The organism is Ligilactobacillus faecis (assembly GCF_029889745.1).
In the GTDB taxonomy this organism is placed as follows: domain Bacteria; phylum Bacillota; class Bacilli; order Lactobacillales; family Lactobacillaceae; genus Ligilactobacillus; species Ligilactobacillus faecis.
Map to the genome: position 1 here is coordinate 2,155,527 of NZ_CP123639.1, position 20,233 is coordinate 2,175,759.

Annotated in this window: 19 protein-coding genes and 1 pseudogene; 3 read left to right on the forward strand and 17 right to left on the reverse strand. The window is 39.0% G+C overall.

Annotated features, from left to right (window positions below; translation table 11 throughout):
- Positions 1-96: 96 nt before the first annotated feature.
- From QFX10_RS09840 to QFX10_RS09880, 9 genes are all read right to left on the reverse strand, one after another.
- Positions 97-2,223 (reverse strand): DNA translocase FtsK, encoded by a 2,127-nt coding sequence (locus tag QFX10_RS09840; protein WP_437178591.1) that lies wholly within the window; start codon positions 2,221-2,223, stop codon positions 97-99.
- Positions 2,224-2,372: 149 nt separating this feature from the next.
- Positions 2,373-3,347, reverse strand: a complete 975-nt coding sequence (locus tag QFX10_RS09845; RefSeq protein ID WP_280606044.1) for a Gfo/Idh/MocA family protein — start codon at positions 3,345-3,347, stop codon at positions 2,373-2,375.
- Positions 3,348-3,467: 120 nt separating this feature from the next.
- Entirely contained in the window at positions 3,468-4,478 is a 1,011-nt protein-coding gene (locus QFX10_RS09850; protein ID WP_280606045.1) for a sugar transferase, read from the reverse strand.
- Positions 4,479-4,611: 133 nt separating this feature from the next.
- Positions 4,612-5,250: a YtpR family tRNA-binding protein gene (gene ytpR / locus QFX10_RS09855; RefSeq protein WP_280606046.1), complete on the reverse strand. Its 639-nt coding sequence runs from the start codon at positions 5,248-5,250 to the stop codon at positions 4,612-4,614.
- A 19-nt stretch (positions 5,251-5,269) separates the two neighbouring features.
- Positions 5,270-5,587: a thioredoxin family protein gene (locus tag QFX10_RS09860; protein ID WP_280606047.1), complete on the reverse strand. Its 318-nt coding sequence runs from the start codon at positions 5,585-5,587 to the stop codon at positions 5,270-5,272.
- 65 nt (positions 5,588-5,652) lie between these two features.
- On the reverse strand, positions 5,653-6,303 hold the full coding sequence (gene trmB / locus QFX10_RS09865; RefSeq protein ID WP_280606048.1) for a tRNA (guanosine(46)-N7)-methyltransferase TrmB: 651 nt from the start codon (positions 6,301-6,303) through the stop codon (positions 5,653-5,655).
- Between the two features lie 95 nt (positions 6,304-6,398).
- Positions 6,399-7,205 (reverse strand): phosphotransferase family protein, encoded by an 807-nt coding sequence (locus QFX10_RS09870; protein ID WP_280606049.1) that lies wholly within the window; start codon positions 7,203-7,205, stop codon positions 6,399-6,401.
- Between the two features lie 63 nt (positions 7,206-7,268).
- Positions 7,269-8,486, reverse strand: a complete 1,218-nt coding sequence (locus tag QFX10_RS09875; protein WP_280606050.1) for an ABC transporter permease — start codon at positions 8,484-8,486, stop codon at positions 7,269-7,271.
- Positions 8,479-9,219, reverse strand: coding sequence for an ABC transporter ATP-binding protein (locus tag QFX10_RS09880; protein ID WP_280606051.1), 741 nt, complete (start codon positions 9,217-9,219; stop codon positions 8,479-8,481). The genes QFX10_RS09875 and QFX10_RS09880 overlap by 8 nt, the downstream gene beginning before the upstream one ends.
- 163 nt (positions 9,220-9,382) lie before the next feature.
- Here QFX10_RS09880 and QFX10_RS09885 point away from each other — a divergent pair, with 163 nt between their 5' ends.
- The 3 genes from QFX10_RS09885 to QFX10_RS09895 all read left to right on the forward strand — a co-directional run bounded on the left by QFX10_RS09885 (position 9,383) and on the right by QFX10_RS09895 (position 11,238).
- The gene (locus QFX10_RS09885; RefSeq protein WP_280606052.1) at positions 9,383-9,823 is read left to right on the forward strand and encodes an HIT family protein; all 441 of its coding nucleotides are present in this window, start codon (positions 9,383-9,385) and stop codon (positions 9,821-9,823) included.
- Positions 9,816-10,130, forward strand: a complete 315-nt coding sequence (locus QFX10_RS09890; protein ID WP_280606053.1) for a hypothetical protein — start codon at positions 9,816-9,818, stop codon at positions 10,128-10,130. The genes QFX10_RS09885 and QFX10_RS09890 overlap by 8 nt, the downstream gene beginning before the upstream one ends.
- Before the next feature lie 85 nt (positions 10,131-10,215).
- Entirely contained in the window at positions 10,216-11,238 is a 1,023-nt protein-coding gene (locus QFX10_RS09895; protein ID WP_280606054.1) for a peptidylprolyl isomerase PrsA, read from the forward strand.
- Positions 11,239-11,315: 77 nt separating this feature from the next.
- Here QFX10_RS09895 and QFX10_RS09900 read toward each other — a convergent pair whose 3' ends face one another.
- From QFX10_RS09900 to pyk, 8 genes and pseudogenes are all read right to left on the reverse strand, one after another.
- Entirely contained in the window at positions 11,316-11,909 is a 594-nt protein-coding gene (locus tag QFX10_RS09900) for a ribonuclease H1 domain-containing protein (RefSeq protein WP_280606055.1), read from the reverse strand.
- Positions 11,910-11,920: 11 nt separating this feature from the next.
- Complete coding sequence (locus QFX10_RS09905) at positions 11,921-12,871, reverse strand: 3'-5' exoribonuclease YhaM family protein (RefSeq protein ID WP_280607281.1); 951 nt, start codon at positions 12,869-12,871, stop codon at positions 11,921-11,923.
- A 154-nt stretch (positions 12,872-13,025) separates the two neighbouring features.
- Positions 13,026-13,364: a YlbF family regulator gene (locus tag QFX10_RS09910; protein WP_280606056.1), complete on the reverse strand. Its 339-nt coding sequence runs from the start codon at positions 13,362-13,364 to the stop codon at positions 13,026-13,028.
- 265 nt (positions 13,365-13,629) lie between these two features.
- Positions 13,630-15,747: a PBP1A family penicillin-binding protein gene (locus QFX10_RS09915; protein WP_280606057.1), complete on the reverse strand. Its 2,118-nt coding sequence runs from the start codon at positions 15,745-15,747 to the stop codon at positions 13,630-13,632.
- 125 nt (positions 15,748-15,872) lie between these two features.
- Positions 15,873-16,340 carry an arginine repressor gene (locus QFX10_RS09920; RefSeq protein WP_280606058.1) on the reverse strand — a complete coding sequence of 156 codons (468 nt, stop codon included), beginning with the start codon at positions 16,338-16,340 and terminating at the stop codon, positions 15,873-15,875.
- A gap of 252 nt (positions 16,341-16,592) precedes the next feature.
- A pseudogene (locus tag QFX10_RS10985) lies at positions 16,593-17,200 on the reverse strand (zinc ribbon domain-containing protein); the annotation flags it as partial.
- Between the two features lie 17 nt (positions 17,201-17,217).
- The gene (locus QFX10_RS09930; protein WP_280606059.1) at positions 17,218-17,949 is read right to left on the reverse strand and encodes a Crp/Fnr family transcriptional regulator; all 732 of its coding nucleotides are present in this window, start codon (positions 17,947-17,949) and stop codon (positions 17,218-17,220) included.
- 380 nt (positions 17,950-18,329) lie between these two features.
- Positions 18,330-20,090, reverse strand: a complete 1,761-nt coding sequence (pyk, locus tag QFX10_RS09935; protein ID WP_280606060.1) for a pyruvate kinase — start codon at positions 20,088-20,090, stop codon at positions 18,330-18,332.
- Positions 20,091-20,233: the final 143 nt, after the last annotated feature.

Genomic DNA, 20,233 nt, shown 5'->3' on the forward strand with positions numbered 1-20,233 from the left:
CGATCTGCCGTCCACTGCTTGAGCAAGTAAGGTGCCGGGATCTACACAAAGCGTGCTTCGAAATTCGTTAGGCTTTTAGGCTCACAAATAGCACCTTTAGCCAGTAGTGGTCGCGCGCAGTTTATCTAACCCTTCTTGCGTCAAGAAAACTTTACGGGGCTTAGCACCGTGGGCTGGTGAGATATATTGCTTGCTTTCAAGTGTATCAATGATACTTGCGGCTCGATTATATCCGATCGAAAAGACTCGCTGTAATTTAGAGGTCGAGATCGTCTCTTCATTGACTAGATAATCTAAAACACGTGGTAAAAGTTCGTCTTGCTTTTCGCTTTCTAAAACTCGCTGTTTCAAACCATCTGGGTCAAAAGCATATTTAGGCCGTCCACTTTGTCTAACAAAATCCGTGATACGCTCAACTTCATCTTCAATGTAAGTTCCTTGCAGGCGCAGTGGTTGACTTGCCCCATTGCCAAGATAAAGCATATCTCCCCGTCCTAACAAGCGCTCTGCTCCTGCAGTATCTAGGATGGTGCGCGAATCAACTTGACTAGCTACCATAAAGGCGATGCGTGTTGGAATATTATTTTTGATCGTTCCCGTAATAATATCCACACTTGGACGTTGTGTCGCAACGATCAAGTGGATCCCTGCTGCCCGTGCTTTTTGCGTGATCCGTGCGATATGATCTTGAACTTCAGAAGAAGCGACCATCATCAAATCAGCCAATTCATCGATGATCACAACGATATATGGTAGCTGTAGACTGTACTCACCTGCTTGTTTTGCTTTTTCATTATATACTTCGATATTACGTGATCCTGCTGCAGCTAAACGTTGATAACGTTCCTCCATCTCATTAACTAACCATTTTAAAGCAGCGGCGGCAGCTTGAGGGTCAGAAATAACTGGAGCTAAGAGGTGCGGTAGGTCATGATAAGGAGCCATCTCAACTGCTTTGGGATCGATCAAAAGTAGTTTGACTTCAGCTGGAGTAGCTTTATAGAGCAAGGAAACTAATAGACTATTGATAAATACTGATTTACCTGAACCTGTAGCCCCTGCGATCAAGCCATGTGGCATTTTTTTGATATCTGTGATCTGTGGCTCGCCAAAAAGATCGACTCCTAAAGCGATCGTTAGTGGAGAAGAGGCTACTTGAAATTTTTCAGAACGTAAGACTTCTGATAGCATGACCGGACGCGAAGTCTTATTAGGGATCTCGATCCCGACAGTGCTCTTTCCGGGGATCGGAGCTTCGATCCGAATATCTTTTGCAGCCAAAGCTAGTTTGAGATCATCTGTCAAATTAGTGATCTTATTGACTTTGACGCCATGCCCTAAAGTCAGTTCAAACTGTGTGACTGTTGGCCCGATCGTCCATTCGCTCACCGTAGCCTCAACATTGAACGCTTTAAGTGTTTCATTTAAAGTCACAACTTGTTCTTCGACCCACTGCTCAAGTGCGGGATCGGCCTCAACAACTGGGGCTGGCAACAAAGTCAACGGCGGATAAGTATATTGGACATCTGGATTTGATACACTAGTGTTAGCTAGCTTCTCTGCTTGGGCTACTTCTTTTGTTTCGTGTTCTAGTGCTGCCGCTAACCCACTCAAGCGTTTCTTAGGTCTACGAACTTCAGTTTGTGCTAAAGTAGTGTTTTCTACTGGTCGTTTTACTTCTCCAGTTGTTGTTGCTTCTTTTGTGACTACTGATCGCCATACTTTTTCAGTTGGGCGTGTCTCTTGAGAAATTTCAGGTCGTTTAGTTGGCAGACTAGAGGACTTAGTAGTGGCAGGTCCTTCATCTAAAGCTCGCTCATCACTCAAAGGTTTTGAGTGTTCTTCTTTAGATCGGGCTGCCGTGTGTTCTGAAACGTTTTTGACTTCGTTTACTTTTGGTCTTTCTTTTGTCAGATCGATCGCTTCTGAGCCAAACAAGATCCCACTATCAAATAGCAGATAATCACCTGGGTCCTTTTTTAATGCATTGATCAGTTTAGCATAATCAGTCCGCTCAACAACAGGCGTCGTGTGTACTAACGATTGCGGAACATATTTGGGACTAAAGGCACGTACTGTATTATATTGAGAATTTGTTTTCTTTTTTTCTTTTTTTTGTTCGACCTGCTTATCTGGCTTATGGTAAGAAACTTGCGGAACTTGTCGCTCTCTTCTTCCATTTCTAAAAAAAGCTGGTCCGTCGTAATGTTCCATTTCTTTCATCCTAACTTCTTTTAGCTCCAAAACTTAATTAGCTCTGGCATCATAAATATACACTTAATTATATAGTCTAGCTAAAGACAAAACAACTAAGTCTCTTAAGATCTGATAGTAAAAGACCGGATATGTCTAACATATCCGGTCAAAATTTTTTAGCGTTCTTCAGGGTAAAACAAACCCCACTCTTTTCGCAACGCACTCATCATTTCCATAACATCTGTCGTATAGTTTAAGTACATCACATTTTCAGCCCCACTGACTGCTCGTTCCATATCTTTAACTTCATATGCCAAAGCATTTTCAGTTTGGCCTGCTTGGAGAACTTCTTTACTCCCATCTTCTGTATAAGTGATCGTTGCTTCGTTTCCCCGTGGATATTCGTAGATCTCAATGTAGCCTTCTTCAAAAGCTAACATCCCACGTTTAGGTTGTTTAGCGTGTAATGTCAAGGCGATCGTTGCCATCTCACCAGCTTTATTTTGCAATAAGATCCCTGCTTGTTCATCGACTCCACTTGGAGCTAAGCGCACTTGAGAAGCCAGTTTATCTGGTTTTTCTGACATAAACCAACGCGCAAACGATAAAGCATAGACTCCGATATCTAATAAAGCCCCACCAGCTAATTTAGGTGAGAAAAAACGGTTATTCATATCATAATCTTTGTAACTTCCAAAATTCAACTGGATCATCTGCAATTTACCTAAACGTTTTGTTTCGATAATATCACGAAGCTTTTTATAGATCGGCATATGGTAAAGTGTCATAGCTTCAGCCAAGACCACATTATTTTCTTTAGCTAAAAGTTTAGCTTCAGCAAGTTCAGCAGCATTCAACGTGATCGATTTTTCACATAAAACATGCTTCCCTGCCGCTAGAGCTTTACGCAAAAATTCAATATGCGTATTATGGGGCGTTGAGATATAAATAATATCTACATTGGGATCAGAAAAAACACCATCGATCTGATCATAGACTTTTTTGATCCCATATTTTTCAGCAAAAGCTTCGGCCTTGCTATGTGTTCGGTTAGCCACACTATAAAGTGTGCGTCCCTCTTTAGCCAGAGCTTGCGCTAATTCGTTAGCGATCACACCACAACCTAGCGTCGCCCAATTATATGTTTTCATCCTAAACACCTCTACTTTATTGATACTCTTATTTTAGCAAAATTACTTTATCTACTTCAAAATAATAGCTTAAAAAAAGTCATACCGTCTCGTTAAGACGATATGACTCAAAGTTATATATTATTCGTATAAAACCTTAAAGACTGCTTCTGTTAATGTTTTTTTAGCAAAAAAGCCTTCACGAATAAGTGGGGCAAAAGCTTCAACCCGTTGGACCATCTCATGATACTTTTGGTCACTTAAAGCTTGAACTAGAGTAACGGCTTCCTTTAAATCAGAAACTGCAAAGCCTAGACCTTTTTCTACGATCCTCTGACTTTCAGGTAATTCTTTGGGCAAGATCAACGGGATGCCTGCTGCCAGATATGTACTCAATTTATGGTTAGCATTGAGTTGCATATATTTACTCCAGTAAGCATTGTCATCCCAAACTAAGCCAAATCCACCATTTGTTCGTAATTTTTCAATTAAAACCCCATCTGACTGCCAACCACCAAACTTGATGTTTGCATTTTCAGGGACCTCTACCTGCTCACTAAATACATATAAACTAGTTTCAGCGAATTTCCAATTTTGTATAAATCTAAACTTTTCTGGATTACCAGCAAAGTTAATAACTTTAGTGTTTTGTGGAATAGTCAACGGGTTGATCTGACATAAATGATCCCACATATGCTGAACTACGATCTTTTCGACTGTCAGACCTTCAGTACGTAAAAAATCAGCCATATTTTGAGAAGCAACGATAACAAGATCAGCACTGTTATAAAAATCAATAAACTTAGGCAGTAAATAGCGATTCGATTCAAACATCAATGGAATGATGTCATGAATAAAGATGATCTTATTAACAGCGTACGGTGCTAAGTGATCAAGAAAGGCTTGATCCCATTCGATCGAATTCCAACTTGGAGATTGAAAAATGATCGTATCCCCTTTACTGACCGAAGCAATGATCCCATCAAAACGTGCATTGAGTTGCGCATCTGGTTCTTCTGGCCAGTTATAGTTGTAGATCCCCAGTTCTTTGAAACCAAGTTCTCGGCAAGCAATTTGAGCGACTTGATTTTGCGCAAGTTGCGCAGTGCTTTGGTAACTTTGGCCATGTATATTTGTGATATGCACTTTCATTTCAATCACTATCCTATAGCCTGTGGAATTATATAACGATCTATATAATCAGAAATACTATAGTGCTTCCTTTCTTGGATAAGTCATCTGCCCCACAACCTATTTTTCTAGCAAACCTGCTTTGTTTGTAAGCTTAAGCAAATAATCGTGCGCCTTTTGCAAAATCAAAAGCTGTCCCAACTTTGAATTCAGCTGGATCTAAAATCAAGATCCCACGTGCTTTAGGTGCGTTAGGTAAAGCTAATTCACGTGCAGCACAGAGCATCCCAAAACTGTCGACCCCGCGTAACTTTCCAGGCCAGATCAAAGCCCCACTTGGCATCATCGCACCAACTTTGGCAACGACAACATTTTGTCCTGCTTCGATATTTGGTGCTCCACAAACGATCTGAAGCGTTTCACCGTTATCGACTTCGACTTTAGCAATATGCAAATGATCTGAATCTGGATGTTCTGCTAATTCAGCTACATACCCCACTACAAATTTAGGTGTCATATCAACTGTAAGTTCTGCTTCAAAACCAGCTTGACTTAAAGCTTCGTTTAAAGTCGCTACTTGCTTTTCTGTTAAAAAGACTTGTCCTTGATCTGTCAGATCAGACAAAAGTTCACTGACTTCAAAAAAGTTATAACCTAAAGTCTCATTCGAACTTACATCATAGATCCGAACGATCTTTTCTTTTTTCTCAGTTGCTTGCGTAGCAACATCTGGTTTTGTTATTGCTACTAAAACATCACCCATTTGCGCTGGGTTATAGCTAGTGATCAACATGTTTCATACTTCCTTTAGCTTAAATATTATTTAAAAAATCTTCGACTTCTTTTTTAGTCTTCCGGTCTTTATTGACAAAACGAGCCTTTTCTTTGCCATCTTCATAAACGACAAAACTAGGGATCCCCATGATCATCAGCTCTTGGCAAAGATCGATATTTTCATCACGATCAACTGTAATAAACTCAAATTGGCTAAATTCTGCTTCGATCTCAGGCATCGCTGGTTTGATAAAACGACAATCTGGGCACCAATCTGCGGTAAAGAAAAGAACGTACTTGCCATCTTGTAACTTTTCTTCTAATGTTTTTTTATCCATTTTTGCTAATTTTTCCATAATGATCCCTCCAGAATAAATTACTTACTTTTTGTATTATAACTTATCAAGAGTTATTTTTAAATTTATTTGCTTGTTTTGAAATGTGCTTCTAACTTATAGATTGGTTGACCTTTTTGACTGAATTTTTCTTCATATTCTGTCATCACATTGTCAACTAAGTCGGGAGTTTGGTGAAGATCTAACCAAACTTGATCAAATTCCATCCCATAGTTATTCATGCTTACTAATGAATACTCAAAAAGACCACGATTGTCAGTCTTAAATTCTAAGTGACCTTCTGCGCACATAACTTCTTCATATTGAGCTAAAAAACTCTTATATGTCAAACGCCGTTTCTCAGTACGCTTCTTCGGCCACGGGTCTGAAAAATTCAAATAGATCCCACTGACTTCATTTTTTTCAAAAAATTCTGTCAGTCCACTCCCGTTAGCACAAATAAATTGGAGATTCGGTAACTGTGCTTCAAGTTGTTTTTTCAAAGCGATCCCTGTTGCTACAGTTTGCATCTCGATCCCGATAAAATTTCTTTCTGGATATTTTTTAGCCATTTCGACGATGAAACGACCTTTTCCCATCCCAACTTCAATATAAAGTGGTTGTTTTTTGGCAAAACGACTTTGCCATTTTCCACGCAACTCAGCTGGTTCTGTAACGACATATTGCGGGTTTTCCTCGATCAAAGGCTTCGCCCAAGGTTTATTTCTTAAACGCATCTTTTTTTAACTAGTTAACAACTAGTTTTCCTTTCTATAACTAACTTTCACTAAATAAGGGACAAAAGGTGCACTGCCTTTTATCCCTTATCGCATCAACAATGCTTGGCATTGTTATTTTTGTTTTTGATAAATTGACTAAGCTTGATAATGTCTTGGTTCATTTCATGGAAATGACCACGTTCATAGTTATGCTTGATCACTAACAATAAGTTGATCATCGCATACCAATCGATCCGAGCTGATAAGTCTGCTGAAGGTTTTTTTCCTTCATAACGCGTTAACCATTGCTCCCAATCCTTACGTGGGACATATTGACACATTAACATACTAAGATCTAAAGCTGGGTCAGCTATACGAACTGCTTCCCAATCGACTAGATATAGCTGTCCTGACTCAGATAAGAGCCAGTTTTTATGATTTAAATCGCCATGACATACTTCGTAATTCGAGCTTTCAAGCCGCGGCATATCCTCTCTTAATCGTGCGACAACACGCATCAATAACGGATGCTTACGTAGATCACTGCTCAAGTTAGTAAAATATTGAGCTAAGAGGTCATCTGGTGTATAAGTCTTACCCCCAACTTGGAGCAACATCTTTTTTAAAAGTTTTGAGTGGTGCATTCGATAAAGAAGTTGAGAAACTTGTACTGAACACATCTCTTCGCGCTTGAGCGAACGACCATTCATCCACTCTTGTGCAGTCAAAGTATCACCTGAGACCATCGTTTTAGTCCAAATCAGACGCGGAACGATCTCCTCTAACGATAAAGCCGCCAAAAATGGGGAAGTATTTCTCTTTAAAAAAATACGTTCATCATTATTGACTGCCATATAAGCAGTACCTGTGTCGCCATCGATCGGAAGGATCTGCCAGCCATTGTCCAAACTGATATCCATCTGGGGCTCTCCTTTTGAAAATATCGATAACTAAAATAAGTCTACAAAGAACTAAGTAGCCTGTCAAGCTCTTTTTATTAGGCGCACTTTGGTATAGGGACCAGCAAGCAGTAAACACTCACCTAATAAAAGACCTAAAGAAATGCTTCCTGAAAAAAGACCTAACGAGCTAAAAACGACAAGTGAAAAGACAACTGCACAAAGCGCAAGACTAGTAAATAAAACTTGACTGAAGGCTTTGAGCTTTTGGTTCTTCTCTAACGGATAAAGATGCATAAAAACAAGCTCATCATAGTAAAAATAAAGTGGCAATAACTGGAAACCTAAAAGATAAATGAACAGCATCCCTAAAACATAAGCTAACCACGGAGTTTCGACAAAGTATAAGATCACCATTCCTAGTAAGCTCAAACGTAAATAAAGGCCACTATAGTTTCCATTTCGGACTAACGCCCGCCAATACAAATAAGTGAAACTTCTCGTAGGACTATTTGAAGCTTTAGGTAAGAAGCGATCTAAATAACGCCGTCTCTTAGCAGCCACTTGGATAAATGGTACATCGGTAAAAAGATCAAAAAAGCGATACCAACGTAACATTCTTCGTTGTTCTCTTTTGATCGCTTGCTCCCATAGAAAGCTCCCACTAGCGGCACTTGCTTTTTGCGCTCTTTCTAAAAAGATCCCTATCATCGCACTCAACAAGAGCAAATAAAGCGCATTAAAATAAAAACTCGCTAGTAAAATGAGGAAACAAAAAAGATCAGCAAAAAGTAATCTGAACCATCTTTGAGCTAATTTAGCGTGATACAAAGCAAGTAATTCGCGCTCAAGTTGCAAATATTTCAATACTAAAACGAGCAACCAAAGCAATAAGATCTGTGGCGTCTTCAGCAAGACCGCATGCAAAAGATACGGAACAAGCGCCAAATAAAACACTGAAACGCTGAGCCAAGAAAAAAATAGTGAATGCGTAAAAGCACGGCTTAAGTAGCTTCCGATCTCGGCTTGCTTAGGTCCTAAAAAAACAAGATCTGCTGGGCGCAAAAGGGTCGCTAAAGAACCACATTTTAAAACGAGCCATAAGATCAAAGCACTGATCACAGGACTAAATGAAACACTTTTTTGACTAGTCAATGTTTGCAGATAATTAGAATAACTCAAACCTAGCCCACCTAGTAAAAAGAGCAAAGCTAAGACAAAATGATCATTCAATACATAACGTAAATATTTGAACATTTGTTTTTGATGTTTAGCTTGACGTTTTTTCCATAATTCAAGCATCACTTTCACCACCCTGCGCGAATTTGAGATAGATCTCAGATAAAGAAGCTTCTTGTTTTCCATAGGTTTGCCGGAGTTGCGCTAGATCGCCGCTTGCTGTGACTTGCCCTTGGTCAAGCATCACAAACCGATCACAATACTCTTGCGCAGTACTCAAAACGTGCGTTGACATCAAGACGGCTGCGCCAGCTTGCTTTTTTTGGGCGATCAACTCAAGTAGATCATTTGTTGCAAGTGGATCTAGTCCTAAAAACGGCTCGTCAATGATATATAAAGATGCATCTGTGATGAAAGCACAAACGATCATCACTTTTTGTTTCATCCCTTTTGAAAAATTAGCGGGAAACCAATCTAACTTATTATCTAAGCGAAATTTCTTTAATAGTTTCTGCGCCTTTGGCCAAGTTTTTGTTTGATCGAGTCCATAAGCCATCATCGTTAGCTCAAGATGTTCTTTTAACGTCAACTCTTCATATAAGATCGGAGTTTCTGGGATATACGCTAGTTGGCTCTTATAGTGCTTAGGATCTTTAGCAAGAGTCACTCCATCAAGTTTGATAGTTCCTTTTTGTGGCATAAGTAAGCCAATGATATGCTTCAAAGTCGTCGATTTACCTGCCCCGTTGAGCCCGATCAGGCCAACTAGTTCACGATCATTCACTGTAAAAGAGATATCCTTTAATACTGGGACTTGTGAATAGCCACCAACAAGTCCGTTAACTTCTAAAGTCATAGACTACCCTCCGAGAAATTTTCTTATTCTTTAGTTTACACCAAATTCAGGCTAAAGGAAAAATTGGATACATAGTGTTAGAATTTTTTCTAGAATAGATGATCGACTAAATTTTAGTGTATACTAGAAGAAAGATCTATTTTTTTGAAAGAAGGTTTTAAATATGCAAGATTGTATCTTTTGTAAGATCGTCGCTGGAACGATCCCAAGTACAACAGTCTACGAAGATGATGAAGTCAAAGCTTTCTTAGACATCTCCCAAGCTACACCAGGACATACTCTTGTCGTTCCTAAAAAACACGCAGCTGATATCTTCGAATATGATGAAGAACTGGCTAAAACCGTTTTTAGTCGGATCCCCAAGATCGCTCGGGCACTCAAAGCCTCAGATCCTCAGATCACAGGGCTAAATATCGTCAATAATAACGGTGAAGTTGCCTACCAAACGGTCTTTCATTCACATGTTCATTTGATCCCACGTTACAGCCAAAAAGACGGCTTCAAGATGGTCTTTGACGATAATTCAGACCAATATGATAGCGCAAAACTCCAAGCGATCGCAGCTAACATCAAAGCCCATTTAGAGGATCAGACCAATGAATAAATTAACTCGTTTTGCGTTGATCACAGGTTCGCTTGCAACGATCGTCTATCTCAAACGTGATGAGATCTTCAAATATTTGACTAAAAAGGCAGTCGTCCTTGATCAAACAGTCGCAGAAGGTAAAGCTTATCTAGCTAAAGTTCAAGTTGTCAAAGATAAGGCTCACGCTTTCAGTGCTGAATTAGAAAAAGCCACTCCTGTTTTAGATGAGCTTTCAAAAGAGATCAATGTTTATAGCGAAGAGATCAAACCTTTGACAAAAGAGCTCGACCGTTCTGCTTCTGAGCTCGAACAACGATTTTCTTAAAAATTATTAAACGTTTGCGCGTCATTTCGCCAAATGTGTTATATTGTACTTATTAGATTTTTACGAATAGGATGTGTTTAACATAATGAAAAAATGGTTAGTCGCCTGTGCTGGTGTCTTGATGACATTGAGCTTATCAGCTTGTTCAAGTAAAACTGTGGCCACTACTTCGGGTGGTAAGATCACTGAAAGTCAATACTACGATAGTATGAAAAAGACCTCTTCTGGGAAACAGATCTTACAACAAATGATCTTAGACAAGATCTTAGAAGGTAAATATGGTGATAAAGTTACCGATAAGATGGTCAACAAAGAATATAACAAATACAAGAAACAATACGGTTCTTCTTTCTCAGCTGTCCTTTCACAAAACGGCTTGACAGCTTCAGCTTTCAAGAAGAGCATTCGTTCTAACTTGTTATTACGTCAAGCAGTGATCGCTAATACAAAGATCACTGATGCGCAACTTAAGAAGCAATGGAAATCTTATGAACCAACGATCACGGTTGCTCAGATCCTCGTTTCAAATGAAGACGAAGCTAAATCGATCATCGAAGATCTCAACAAAGATGGTTCCTGGAAGAATTTCAAGAAGTTAGCTAAAGAAAAATCGATCGATGACTCAACGAAAAACGATGGCGGTAAGCTACCATCATTCAACAACACAGATACTTCACTTGACAGTACATTCAAAAAAGCAGCATTTGCTTTGAAACAAGGTGAATACACTAAAGAACCTGTCAAGACAAGCTATGGCTACCACATTATTTACAGCGTCAAGAACCCTGGTAAAGGTAAGATGTCTGACCATACACAAGAATTAAAAGATCAGATCATCGATGAAAAACTAAACGACTCTGCAACACTTCAAGCTGTTATCTCAAAAGAATTCAAAGAAGGTAACGTTTCGATCAAAGATAGTGACTTGAAAGATATTCTAGCTGATTACCTTTCAACAAGTAGTGTGACGACTTCAAGTTCTTCAAGCAAGAAGAGTAGCTCTTCTTCTAAGAAAGAAAGCTCTTCTTCTGAAGCTTCCTCTTCTGAGAGTTCTTCAGAAAGTTCAGCTGCTGATAGCAGTAGTGCCGAAAGTAGCAGTGCTGAATAAGCAACACGCTTACTAAACCAATAAACTAAAGACCGATCAAGTTGGATCCCTAACTTGATCGGTCTTTTTAAGGTTCTTTATTTTAAGCCACAAGCTTCTTTAGCTAGTTGATCAGCACGTTCATTAAATCTTATACCTGTATGAGCGGCAACTTTATAAAACTTGAGCTTTGCTTGCGTTTCAGCTTTAAATTTCTGCACAAAGGCGACATAGCGTTTTGTTACTGGTGTCTTAGCTTGCCAAGAACCATCCGCCCAACTAGCGATCCCCTGATAATCATGACAGATCACCACTTCAGTCATCCCTTTGGCTTGCGCATACTTAAGCGCATAGATCGTAGCCAATAACTCACCCCCGACATTTTGTAACTTGATCAAGTCTAGATGCCGATCGTCTCTGACTTTTTGTTCAAAAATGATCTGCTCATTTTTAACATGGATAAAAGCGCCTCCTACGACCTGTTGCTCTTTTGCAAAACTTCCATCTACAAAAATACTCTCTTTGGGAAGAGCTTGTTCTGTCTTTCCTAAAAGAAAAGCTTCTGCTTCTTCTTTGGTCACAAACCCCTTAAAAACAGGATTTGTGACTTGTTTTAACGCTTGTTGACACTCTGGCCAAGAAGTGTAGATCTGTCCGGTATTTTTAAGCGCATAAAAATTTTTCTTTGCCATTGTCTACCTCGTTATTTTTCACTAGGACGATAAAAATTGCGCCCATCCAGCCCAAAGATCCGCTCAGTAAATTCTCCTGGTGCTGTATGTTCTAAACTTTTGTCTAACATTTGTAAAGAAGCGTCTAAGTTATCTAACTGATGCAACACTTCAGCTTCGACCAAGTGCGGACGCACAGGTGAACCATATTCTAACAAACCATGATGTGAAATGATCATATGTCGTAATAAAAGCGCATCCTCACTTTCAGTTGCAAGTCCTAGACGTTCACAGGTCTTAACGATCTCTTCATCGATCAAAACGATATGCCCTAAAAGATTTCCCGCTAAAGTATAAGACGTAGCAACTGGACCTGAAAGTTCTAAAACTTTACCAATATCGTGCAAGATCGCTCCTGCATACAATAACGAAGTATCTAACTGCGGATATTGTGTACCTAACGCTTTGGCTAAACGTAAGATCGAAAGCGTATGAAAAGCTAGACCCCCAGCATATGCATGATGATTTGATTTAGCTGCAGGGAAGGTGAAAAATTCCTTTTGATATTCCTTTAATAAAGCACGCACGATCCGATTCCACGTAGGATTAGTGATCTCAAAGAGATAACGGTTCAATTCTGCTTCGATCTCAACTCTTTTTTCAGGTGCTTTTTGTACAAAAAGTGCGGGATCTTGAGGCTCACTTTCTTTAGCTAAGCGCAATTTAAAGATCTTGATCTGAGGATTATTTTGATAGAGTTCGCGCTTGCCTTTGAGATATACGACCTTTCCAGGCGTAAAAGTAGCGATCGCTTCTTTAGAAGCATCCCAAAATTTAGCACTGATCACACCGGACTGATCAGAAAAATTGAAAGCAATAAATTGTTTTCCATTTTTAGCGATCCGCGTCTCAGCCGATTTGATCAAAACAAAAAGTTCTATATTTTCATCATTTTTATAATCAAAGATTCTTTTATTCAATATTTCTACCTATCCGTTTCTTTCAAGGTTCTCGCTTATTAACTTTAACATATTTTAGCTAAGTAAGATACGCTTTTCCAAACGCTACATTTTTCTTTGCGAAAAAACGCTTGGGAACAGTCGCGATCGACTGCTCCCAAGCGCTCAAGCTCACTTATTAGTCTTTATATAATTCTTGAACTGGTTGGAAGATGATCTGGCTCACTTCATCCATCAACATACTCAAAGCTTGTTCTTTCAACATAAGTTGTTGTAAAGTTTCAAAGTCTTTAGCTTTAGCTCCTGCTTCTTGTAGCTTCTTGAAATCTTCTTCAGTGATCTCGCCTTTCATCTGCTTTTGTTGCATCTCTTCTTGCAAAGTTTGCAATTCTTTGAAGCAACTATAAGCAGCTTCATCAGCTTTTAAAGCATCATAAGCAGCTTTGAGCTCTGTGTATTGTTGGGTTTCTTTTAACTCGCTTCCCATTTGGTTAGCCGTATCATAAATGTTTACCATAGATCTTCTATCCTTGCTATATCAAATATGGCTCAAGATAAAGTACTTTATCCTGCTAAAAAGAAATATAGCCTTCCTTTCATGTTTATTTGCTACTCTTAGTTTCAAAAAATAACTTAAGCAGCTCTAAAAGATAGTCATCATCCTGATCCTTAGTACCTAGTCCATATTTTATCTTTTTTGTAGATACTATCGATCAACTATCTTTTTACTTTTCAATTACTATTATACATCACTTTATATTTTTGATTAATTCAAAAGCCTCTCAATTTCCAAATAAGTTATTCCAAACATCGCGTCCTTTTTGCAACCACGAATCAGCTGTATCGCGCCAATCAGAAGTTTCATTTTCGGCTTGTTGACCTGCTTTTTTCAGTTTATCCCACCAACTTTCAGTATTGTTTGTTTCATCTTCTTTAGCTAGCGTTGAAGCAGCAGCAACATCAAATTTTGTTTGTTTTGTATATGGCAAGATATTTTCCATCTCTGTTTTGAATAACAAAGCTCCTCCACGTGAACCAGCATCTTCGATCGAATTTTTATTTGAATCAAAACCGACCCAAGTTGCTAGTACGATATCTGGTGTATATCCAACATACCAATGATCAGTGTCCGCACTATTAGGATCAATACCATTTCCTTGAGTCGAACCTGTCTTTCCAGCGATCGTATATCCTGCTGGTTTAGCATTGCTTCCTGTCCCGATCGTATAAACGTCGATCATCATGCTCGTCATTTCTTTAGCATTTTTTGCAGATAAAACTTGATGTGAATCAACATCACCATTATCAACGATCGTCTTACCAGAAGCATCTACGATCTTGCGAATAAAATGCGGATCATAACGGACTCCATCATTGGCAAAAGCCGTATATGCACTAGCGATCTGATATGGAGAGACCCCTTTCTTTAGTCCCCCTAAAGCTAAACTTAAATTCTCGTCTGACTCATCAAGTTTGATCCCAAATTTTTCAACTGAATCAAAGCCTGTTTTAACACCGATCTTGTTCAGTAACCAGACCGCAGACGTATTTTTACTTTCAGCTAAGGCTTTATACATTGGAAGTTCTCCAGTATAAACGTTGTTCCAATTATGTGGTGTATACTTATTAGTTCCATAACTTTTGAGTTTGTCAGGTAGTTCTGTATCATAATGATACCCTTTGGCCAATGCAGGTGCATAAACAGCTAACGGTTTGATCGTTGACCCAGGTGAACGAACTAACTGTGTTCCACGATTATACCCCCGAAAAACATGAGTCCCACTGCGTCCTCCAACAACAGCTGCTACCCCGCCGGTCTTAGGGTCGATCGCAACCGATGCTCCTTGAGCTTTAGCCCCACTGGCGGCATCTGCTGGAAAAAGATAGTCATTTGCAAAATCTTCTTGCAGGCTGGCTTGGTAGTTTTGATCTAATGTTGTGTAGATCTTGTATCCGCGGTTCATGATGTCCGATTCACTTAAGCCATACGTATTGATCGCTTCCGAGATCACAGCATCAAAATAATAGGGATATTTATAACCAGAATTATAAACATACGTATCATTTGTGATCATCGCTTGTGCTTGATATTGTTTAGCTTGTTCTTCAGTCAGTTTATTATTAGCAACCATCAGACTCAAAACAACATCCCGTCTTTTTTTAGAAGCTTCAGGGTGATCAAGAGGATTAAAAGCATTAGGACTTGTCAGCATTCCAGCCAGCGTGGCTGCTTGCGGAACAGTCAATTGACTTGCACTTGTCCCAAAATACTTTTTGGCCGCATCTTCAACACCCCAGACACCATTCCCAAAATAAGCATGATTCAAATACATCGTTAAGATCTCTTTTTTGCTATACGTATTTTCGACTTGCATTGCGATAAAGATCTCTTTAGCCTTACGCGAGAACGTCTGCTCTTGCGATAAAAAAGCATTTTTGACTAATTGTTGCGTTAAAGTACTGCCCCCACCACTGATCGCTTGGCTACCAGTCAGTTTATTTTTGACATAAGACACACCTGCTCGGGCGATACCTTTGACAGAAAAACCGTATTCTTTATAAAAATTACGATCCTCAGTTGACAAAACAGCATCTACGACATTTGGTGAAATATTATCAAGTGAGGTCCAAGTCCCTTTTTGCGAATACAGATACCCTGCTTTTTGATCATTTTTATCATAGATCTCAGTTGCTTGTTCTAATGCGCTTTTCAAACCTTTAACATTTGACGTCTTTGCAATAAAAGTCAAATAGATACTCATACATAAAAAAAGCGATAAAACTAAGACGATCGCCCAGCGGATCAATTGATATCTCTTACACTTAGCCCAAAACCAGCACCAAAAACGTTGGCTGTAATAGGCTATTTTTTGCCAGGCTTTTTCTAAAAATCCATTCATAATAAAACTTTCCTTTTTAGCATTGTCACTCTCTCATCTTACCATATCAGATAAGGTTATCACATAATGCCTTCTAATCTTAAGCAAATATCTAAAAACGAGCACCTAAAGGCACTCGTTTTAGCTTATGTAAGCTCATCATGTGCAAGATGCTCGTTAAATAAAGTATTGATCTTCACTGCACTTTCACGTGTCGGACTAATGACGACTACAGTATCAAAGCCGGCCACGGTCCCAGCAATATCCTCTAACGCTAGGTCATCTAAGATCGCTGCTAAAACGTTCGCACTCCGTGGCGTCGTATGGATCACATTCATAAATTCGACCAAAATGACTGCTGTGACCGAATCATAGATCGCTTTATTCAATTTATCTTGTTCAGAACTATTGTGAGCTTTAAAGATCATATAACGCAAATTACCTTGCGCATCTTGTTGTTTAACGATCTGCATCTCACGAATATCACGTGAGATCGTGGCCTGCGTAGCACTGATCCCAAGCTCTTTTAGTGCTGCCATCAGCTCTTCTTGATTAGCGAGCGGTCGTTGATTTATCAACTGCTCGATCTTTGCTTGTCGTAGTTCTTTTTTCAAAAGATCACCTCAAACATTAGTACACATCTTGATACATATCATTTTAACAAAAAAAACTTAACAATCATAGGTCAACTACTGCTATATAAAATGTAAGTAAACATGAACAAATAATTATGTTTGAGAAAGAAATATAGCTTTTCCTTTCCTAATTTTATTTACTACCGTCAACGCTAATTCCTATATCCTAACTAAAGGGTAATGATATTGACTAGCTCTAATAGCTTTAGGGTATAGCCCCCCTTCATATTTTTAATCTATTAAAGTCAAAAGATTTTTTACTGCATTTTCACCTCTATCCATAACTAGACCACATCCATAACAAATATATTTGTTTTATTCTATGTTTTTCATTACCATTGAGACCAACTTTATCTTCGCCAGTCTTAATAAAGCCACACTTAGAACAACGTTGCGTGCTTGGATAATATTTATCAGCTAAAACTACTTTTTTACATACCAGTTACACTTATAAGTTAATGCTTGTCTAAAGTAGCCAAATAATGAACGTTGAAGTCCTTTAGCGGCAATATGTGTCATTTGCATTTTCTTGACATCTAGATCTTCGATTACGATCTGATCGTAATTAATAACTAACTTGGTGGTAAATTTTGGATAATGTCATGTTCACTTTGAGATGATCACGTTATACTTTGGTTCTCTTCTTAACGTAATTACTCGTCTATGTGGTTTAGATGTCCGACATTGACGTCAACGGCTGAGTTCTTACCTGTCTGGATCTTCTTTTTTATCTCGATCCCCAAAGGCAAACTCGCCCAGTATTTACTATTTTCACGATGAATTGAAATAACTTTTAATTCATCTTCTAAGTTCTTAGCGTCTTTTAATCTAATATCATACTAAGTTTTGCTCCTGCTCAAAAGTCCCTAAAATAAAACCCCTCAAATTGCTCCAAAACAAAATTCTTATCTAATAGCATTTTATAGCGCCCTGTTAAAGCTAAATTTTCGGCTACTAACTGTGTCAAGACCTCTGTTACAGATGAACGTGAAGTTCGCGCAAAAGAAGCTAAGATCCCCCGTGTCAACTTATGAGGCAAACAGATCCAACCGTTATGTTGATCTTGGCCATAAAAAAGAGCCAAATAACAAAGCGAGGCGAGCACTCGATTTTTAGCAAATAATTGATAACAATAGAGTTCAAAGATAAGCATTCGTTCCAGTTGAGCTTTGAGCTCTAAAAACAAAAACATCTCAAAAGAGCGCGAACGTTCCCGCAAAAGCATCACGATCTTACTTGGGATCTTTACTAAAGTAACTTCCCCATCAAAGGCTACTAACTCTAAATTGAGCTTTTCTTGCGACGAAAAAGAGTCCAGCGATAAAAAACATTGACCTTGTTTATAAAATTGAAGATAGTCCACTTCCTCTGCATCTCGCGCAAAAGTGCGACAAGCTACTAACCCACTGACCATAAAATAAAGTGAGTCACTTGGGCGTGCACTTAACTCGATGATCTCATTATAAGTAAAAAGTTGTACATGGCATGTTTCAGCCAAAAGCTTTTGTTCAGTTTCGTCTAATTGCAGAAAAGATCCTAAAATATTAGTAAGTACGATCTGCTTTTGTTCATAATTATAATTATACATTGATTCACCTTCCAATGCTGAAACTGGTTTTTTAAATTTTACCACGATAATTTACTTTATGAATTTACGTTTTACTAAATTATTTACCACGTTTTTTTCATTTTAGAGATTTTTCTATCACCAATCACTAAATAGTTCCCTAGCTTCCGCTGATTTTACCAGATCTTTTTAGAACATCTGATCAAAATCACTTTACAAGTTTTAGTTATCATTATTATCAAGTTATACTAAAAAAACTCACCCCCAAAGGAGTGAGTCTTCTTAGTATAACTTGATAACTGACTATCACTTCAAAATCAGCGATCTATAAGTCAGATACGTTATAATACTGTTTGGAAAAGACACGATAAATATTATCGGACTAAACCCAAAAATTCAGATTAAAGTGCGTTTGATGCACCATGGTAAACAATACCGCGACGAGAGTCAACAGTTACAACTTCACCATCAGTGATCAATTCTGTTGCGTTAGTAGCACCAACAACAACTGGGAGACCCATAGAGATACCAACAACAGCAGCATGTGATGTCAAACCACCGTTTTCAACGATCAAAGCAGATGCTTTTTCGATAGCTGGTAAGTAGTCTTTGTCAGTTGTCTTTGTTACAAGAACAGCACCTTCAACAGCTTTTTCGTTTGCTTCTGCAGCAGATGTTGCTACAACAGCTTTACCGATAACTGTTTCGTCACCAACGCCTTGACCTTCAACTAACTTAGAACCGATCAATTGGATCTTCATAACGTTTGTTGTACCTTTTTCACCAACAGGAACACCAGCAGTGATCAAGATCAAGTCGCCTTCTTTAGCAAAGCCAGCTTCTTTAGCTTTTTCTGTTGCTAAGTTGAACATTTCATCAGTTGAGCTTGGTGTTTCAGCCACAACTGGGAAGACGCCCCAGTTTACAGACAAGCCACGACGTGTACGTTCGTCAAATGTCACAGCCAAGATGTCTGCATCTGGACGGTATTTGGAGATCATACGTGCTGTATGACCAGATTTTGTAGCTGCTACGATCGTCTTGATGTTCAAGTTATCAGCAGCTTCAGCAACAGCGCGACCAATAGCTTCTGTCACGTCTGTCTTATCAAATTCATTCAATGCAAATGATTTGTGTTGACGCAATGCATTTTCAGCTTTAACGTCGATACGTGCCATTGTTGCAACAGCTTCAACTGGGTAATCACCGTTTGCAGATTCACCAGAAAGCATTGTTGCATCTGTACCGTCAAACACAGCGTTAGCAACGTCAGAAGCTTCGGCACGTGTAGGACGTGGGTTTTCTTGCATAGAATCAAGCATTTGTGTAGCTGTGATAACAGCTTTACCAGCAGCGTTACACTTCTTGATCAATGATTTTTGTACCAAAGGCACGTTTTCTGCTGGGATCTCAACACCCATGTCACCACGAGCGATCATCAAACCATCAGAAACTTTTAAGATCTCGTCAAAGTTATCGATACCTTCTTGAGATTCGATCTTAGGGAAGATTTGAACATGTTCCATGTTCTTTTCTTCTAAAAGTTCACGAATATCTAAAACGTCTTGAGGTTTACGTACGAATGATGCAGCGATGAAGTTGATCTCGTTGTCTAAACCAAAGCGGATATCATCAGCATCTTTTTCTGTGATACCAGGTAAGTTGATGGAAACGCCAGGAGCGTTAACACCTTTACGTGAACCAAGTGTACCTTCGTTGATAACTGTACATACTAATTCGCGGTTTGCTTCGTCTTTCTTTTCGATCTTCATGTCGATCAAACCATCATCGAATAAAACATGACCACCTTCATGTACGTCATCGTACAAGTCTGGGTAAGTAACAGCGATCTTTTCTTTTGTACCTTCAAGTGATGCGTCCATTGAGATACGAACTTCATCACCGATGTTGAAGTGTAACTTACCACCTTGTTGAACTGTTGTACGGATCTCAGCCCCTTTTGTATCAAGCATGATACCTACCATCTTGCCTGTTACTTTTTCAGCTTCGCGCACAAGGTTCATACGGCCTAAATGTTCTTCATGGTCACCATGAGAGAAGTTGAAACGGAAAACATTAGCACCCGCTTCGATCAATTTGCAAATTGTATCTAGATCTGAACTAGCTGGTCCAAGTGTACTTACGATCTTGGTCTTTTTCATGAGTTGATTCTCTCCTTTGAAATCTTTCGATGCTTTATAGCATTTATCAAATATTAGTAACACAGTTTCAAACTGTCTCTACCGGATGATCAAGTCCGCCAGAGCGCCTTTTTTAGTTACCAGTCAAAAAGCATTTGGATGAT